This window comes from Dethiosulfatibacter sp. (genome assembly GCF_983023055.1).
The window spans coordinates 1-5413 of sequence record NZ_CEZJXU010000138.1 but is presented as its reverse complement, the minus strand read 5'-3'; the positions used below and the strand labels follow the sequence as shown (position 1 = coordinate 5413).

General features: G+C 38.4%; 7 protein-coding genes. 4 read left to right on the top strand and 3 right to left on the bottom strand.

The window, feature by feature from the left end; all coding sequences use genetic code 11:
• The 4 genes from AC3AX0_RS06315 to AC3AX0_RS06300 all read left to right on the top strand — a co-directional run.
• On the top strand, nt 1-784 hold a 784-nt coding region (locus tag AC3AX0_RS06315), incomplete at its 5' end, for an S-layer homology domain-containing protein (protein WP_487549458.1).
• A 42-nt stretch (nt 785-826) separates the two neighbouring features.
• The gene (locus AC3AX0_RS06310; protein ID WP_487549457.1) at nt 827-1525 is read left to right on the top strand and encodes a YveK family protein; all 699 of its coding nucleotides are present in this window, start codon (nt 827-829) and stop codon (nt 1523-1525) included.
• Nucleotides 1526-2215, top strand: coding sequence for a CpsD/CapB family tyrosine-protein kinase (locus tag AC3AX0_RS06305; protein ID WP_487549456.1), 690 nt, complete (start codon nt 1526-1528; stop codon nt 2213-2215).
• Complete coding sequence (locus tag AC3AX0_RS06300) at nt 2196-3662, top strand: tyrosine-protein phosphatase (RefSeq protein ID WP_487549455.1); 1467 nt, start codon at nt 2196-2198, stop codon at nt 3660-3662. The genes AC3AX0_RS06305 and AC3AX0_RS06300 overlap by 20 nt, the downstream gene beginning before the upstream one ends.
• Nucleotides 3663-3731: 69 nt before the next feature.
• Here the strand turns inward: AC3AX0_RS06300 and panD are convergent, their stop codons facing one another.
• The 3 genes from panD to AC3AX0_RS06285 all read right to left on the bottom strand — a co-directional run.
• Nucleotides 3732-4118: an aspartate 1-decarboxylase gene (panD, locus tag AC3AX0_RS06295; protein ID WP_487549454.1), complete on the bottom strand. Its 387-nt coding sequence runs from the start codon at nt 4116-4118 to the stop codon at nt 3732-3734.
• 2 nt (nt 4119-4120) lie between these two features.
• Nucleotides 4121-4966 carry a pantoate--beta-alanine ligase gene (panC, locus tag AC3AX0_RS06290; protein ID WP_487549453.1) on the bottom strand — a complete coding sequence of 282 codons (846 nt, stop codon included), beginning with the start codon at nt 4964-4966 and terminating at the stop codon, nt 4121-4123.
• Nucleotides 4953-5413 (bottom strand): 3-methyl-2-oxobutanoate hydroxymethyltransferase (locus AC3AX0_RS06285; protein ID WP_487549452.1); only part of this gene is annotated, 461 nt, incomplete at its 5' end. The genes panC and AC3AX0_RS06285, both read right to left, overlap by 14 nt.

The window sequence follows — 5413 nt, the reverse complement described above, 5'->3', positions numbered from 1 at the left end:
CTTTGGTTTCGAAGAAGAAGCAGAAAGCCTGTCTTTTTCAGATGTCATTGGAAACGAGTGGTTTTCAGGGGAGCTTAAGGTTGCCATTAAAAACGGGTATATAAAGGGCTATCCAGATGGAACCTTTAGACCTGAAAAGCCAATAAGCAGACAGGAGGTAGCCGTTGTACTCAACAGCATTCTTTTATATTCTGCAGACGAATTTGCAGATACGGAGGATGAAATAGTATCCTGGGCAATTGATTCAGTTAATGCTCTTTTGCAAAGGGACATTATGATTCTTCATGAAGGTGAATTTCAGGGAGAGATATCGGCTGTGAGAGAATCTGTTGTTGTTTCCCTTTTGAAGATTGTTCATTTAAAAGAGGATGAAGATATGACAGATGAAGATACGACAGATGAAGATACGACAGATGTAGATTCGTCGACAGGAGCAACTTCAGGAAGTGGTGATGATGAAGACCCATCTGATTATGATATTCCTTCTGATGATACAGTGTATTCCCTTGAGAAGACAGTTCTAGGACTGGAAAAAGTACTGGAAGGGGACACCTCATATGCAAGAAAGCTGGATGAAAATTCCCTGAAGATAGTGTCAGACATAAAGGAAACCATGGAGAGTTATCTTGATGATTATGGATATGACTATGAAGCTGAAATGGATGAGGTAAAGATTGAATACAAGAGTCTTGAAGAAGAAATCCAGTCAGATATTGAAAATGCAATAAAGGCGTCAGCGCCTGTGGAACATTTAAATACCTTAAAGGAATTCTTTTCTGAATAATATTTTAGAAATTGGGAATGTAAGGTTATTGTGGAGGAAGCTATGGATGGAGAACTGGATTTACTGGAACTTGTACACATTGTTCTAAAAAGAAAATGGATAATAGTGGCAACGACAATATTTGTTACTGTTGTTTCAATACTATTAACAATGTTTGCTGTAACGCCAATGTATGAGTCGAATACTACATTGATGGTAAACAGCTCGAAGAGCAGCAGTTTGGGAGATATAGCATCTGGTTTTGATCTTGGAAGTATCAATCTTAGTCAAAAACTGGTAGTTACATACAGTGAAATTGTAAAATCAAGGATAGTACTTGAAGCTGTAATTGACAGGATTGATCTGGATATGACATATGGCGGACTACTTAGAAGCATTACGTCAAGTCCTGTGGGGTCGACGGAAATCCTTAAAATATCCGTAAAAAATGCTGACCCAATAAAGGCTGCAGAGATCGCTAATACTATATCAGATGTATTTATCAAGGAAGTAATGAGGATACTGAAGGTTGACAATGTTGAAATTATTGATAAGGCAATACCGATTTATAATCCTATAAACATCAAGCTTATGCTCAACGGGGCAATTGCATTCATTTTGGGCATAATGGCGGGAGGATTCATGATATTCATACTTGAAATGCTCGACGGAACAATAAAAACTGCTGATGATATTGAAAAGCATCTTGGACTTCCCGTTATTGGAAGCATAGTTGAATTCAGTAGTGGAAAGGAGAAATAAATGAATGAACTTATAGTTCACGAAAGACCGAAATCACCTATAGCTGAAGCCTATAGAAGTCTCAGAACCAATATACAGTTTGCCAACCTCGATAACAACATGAAAACAATACTTATAACCAGTGCAACACCGGGAGAAGGAAAGACCATAACTCTCTTAAATATTGCCATAGCAATGGCGCAGAATAAACAGAGAGTCATTGTAATAGACTGTGACATGAGAAAGCCAAGAATCCACAAGATTCTTGGAATTTCAAACAAGTCGGGACTTGCAGAGTATTTAATGGATGGCAACAACATAGATGATTATATAAACCGAATTTTCAAATTGAATATAGATGTAATGACTTCGGGGAAAATTCCAAGCAATCCTTCTGAGCTTCTGCATTCAAATGTCATGAAGGAAATGGTTGAGTTTTTGGAGAAGAAATATGACTATGTACTCTTTGATTCTCCACCTGTTGTACCTGTTACCGATGCAGTAGTAATGTCAAGTTATATAGAAGGAGCTATTCTGGTAGTTTCGTCTGGCAAGGTATCAGTGGATATGGTGAAAAAAGCAAAGGAATCTTTGGAGTCGAGTGGAGTAAACTTAATAGGTGCTGTTCTCAACAAAATACCGGTCAATAATTCAAAGGAATATAAGTCCTATTATTACTACTATGAGGAGAGTGAAAGCAAAAGTGTATGATATTCACTGTCACATGCTTCCAGGTATAGATGACGGACCGGTAAGCTTTGAAGAAGCACTGGAAATGGTAAAAGTTTCATATGATAATGGAATAAGGCATATTGCTATGACATCTCATCTCAGTCATCCCCTCGATTTTTCAGGAGAGGATGATTATGATGGGATTCTTTGTGATTTCAAAAAACTTGTATATGAAAAATATCCTGATCTCAATATATACAAAGGGGCCGAGGTTTATATTTCAAGAAGTATGCTTTCTGAAATGGACAAGATCAATATTAGAACCATAAACGACACTAAATATGTGTTAGTGGAATTTGCCAGAAATATAAGATTTAGTGAGATGGACATGGCTGCCCATGAACTGAAAATATTGGGATATACTCCTGTTATAGCTCATGTTGAAGAGTATCACGATGTAAGGGAAAAATACGATGAAATAAGGCAGTTGAAGGATGACGGCGCAGTAATCCAGTGCAATAGTGGCGATTTCAAGAAAAACAGCAGATATTCAAGGTGTGTTGGTGAGCTCCTTAAGAGAAACTTGGTGGATATAGTGGCAAGCGACTGTCATAATATGGATGAAAGACCTCCGGGTCTTATGAAACCCTACGAAATTGTAAAAAGAAAATACGGTATAGAAACTGCGGAAAGAATTTTTATTGAAAATCCGGAACGGATAATTAAGGGAGAAAAACTGCCTATATTGTTATGGGTAAATGGAGAATCATTGTCTAAAAGGTTTTTAAAAGTAAAAATTGCAGTTATTGCAGTTGTTGGAATTTGCATAGTAGCCATTTCCCTGGCTAAAGGTGGAGTACCGGCAATAGATATTGAGATAGCTGCTGGAGAAGATAGTGTTGAACCTGATGTAACCAAGGTTGATTATGTAGACATCAGTTCTTCTGATGACGAGATAATAGATATGGAAATAATCGATGAAGATAATTCGGCGGATTCAAGTGAAGAAGTAGATGGAAACAATTCTGAGGAAGCGTTAGAAGTAATTAGTCCTGAAGAATCGGTTGAAGAGCCGGTTGAAGAGCCGGTTGAAGAGCCGGTTGAAGCGAATAATCCTGTAGAAGTTGAAAAATCCCATGAGGAACTACTGGTGGAAAGTTATGTATCGTATCTAGAAGACCTTGAAATAGAGTATATAGAAACATGTGAAGGATATTATAGTATCCTTAAGGCTGCAATAGATCTTGAGGATGAAACTGTGAGAGATGAAAAAGTTGAGGAAATCCTTGACGAACTGGGACGTGTTGAAAGCAGGTCCGACAACCAGGTCTACAAAACACTCTACGACATGCAGAATGATCTTGAGGAATACGAGTACGATGTAGCCCTAGTCAAGGAACTCAGGGAGCACTATATTGAAGTTAAGATGGAAGTATCGGAAGAATACAAGATCCAGCTTGGGGAATACGGCAATAGTAATAATTAACCATGGTTGAACAATTGTTTAACTATGGTTTAACCATGGTTAAACCATCGCTCAACTATCGTTTCACTGTTAAAGCTCTGAACAATTAGGCTTCTCAGCATGTACCATCTTCACGATCTTGTTGTCTTCATCCATAAGTATAACCTTAGGCTCGAAGTTTTCTCTTTCGGCATCATCGAGAAGACCGTAGGCAATTATTATTACAACATCACCTGGTTGCACAAGTCTTGCTGCAGCACCGTTAAGACATACATCACCTTTCCCGCGCTCACCTTCGATTACGTAGGTTGCAAGTCTTGCGCCGTTGTTGTTGTTTACTATTTCAACCTTTTGATTAGCTTCAATTCCTACTGCATCCAAAAGGTCCTTGTCGATTGTTATGCTCCCTACATAGCTAAGATCAGCACCTGTAACTGTTGCCCTGTGTATTTTTCCTATCATCATTTCTTTAATCACTTTTATACCTCCAAAATTCTGTTATCAATTAATCGCGTATTACCGAATTTTACCGCTATTGCTATGAGCACCTTATTCTTGATCTCGTCTATTTGCTGCATTGTTTGTGTATCAACAATTTCCACATAGTCTATGTCAGCAAGATTTTGACTGTTTATGGTGCTTCTTATTCCTTTAATTATTTCACCGGTGATTCTTTCGCCCTCTTTAATTCCCTGTACAGCCTCATCAAGAGATTTGTTAAGTATTGTTGCCTGCTGTCTTTCATTTTCAGTGAGATAGACATTTCTTGAGCTTTTGGCAAGACCGTCTTCCTCCCTTATAATAGGGCAGCTCTTCAGATTTATATCCATGTTCATGTCCGTTGCCATTCTTTTCAGTACGAAATACTGTTGTGCATCCTTCTGTCCGAAATATGCATTGTCTGGAGCAACTATATTGAAAAGCTTTGAGACTATTGTGGTTACGCCTTTGAAATGGGTAGGTCTGCTTCTTCCGCAAAGGGTGTTGGTCAAGCCTTCTACATAGACATAGGTCTTGTAGTTGTCCGGATAAAGGATATCATCGGAAGGAGTAAAGACAAGGTCAACGCCTTCATTTAATGCTATCTGACAGTCTTTATCAAGATCCCTGGGATAGCTTGATAGGTCTTCGTTGGGACCGAACTGTGTAGGGTTTACATATATACTTAGGATTGTTATGTCATTATCATTTATTGATTCCTTCAGCAATGATGCATGTCCTTCGTGAAGATAGCCCATAGTAGGAACAAATCCCACAGTAAGACCTTCCTTTTTCTTTTCTTTTATAAAGCTTCTGACTTCTTCGATTCTATTAGTTATGATCATTTTTTTCTCCGTCTTCTTTATTCAAATCAGCCAAATCTTTTGAGAAGAAGCTGTATTCTTCTGATGGGAAGGTACCGTTTTTGACTTCATCTATATATCCTGTCACGCATTTTTTGATTTCTTCGCCTACATTTCCGTATTTTTTTACGAACTTTGGAATAAATCCTGTGTTGTATCCCGTAAAGTCATGGAATACAAGAACTTGACCGTCGCACTGGTTTCCAGAGCCTATTCCTATTACTGGAATATCTATGTTATTTGAAACATATTCTGCAAGCTCACTTGGTACGCACTCAAGTACAAGTGAAAAGGCTCCTGCTTCCTGAAGAAGGTTTGCTTCTTCAAGCATCTTTTCAGCCTCATCAACTTTCTTTCCCTGGATGAAGTATCCGCCCATTGTCTTAATTGACTGAGGGGTAAGTCCAAGGTGTCCCATAACGGGTATTC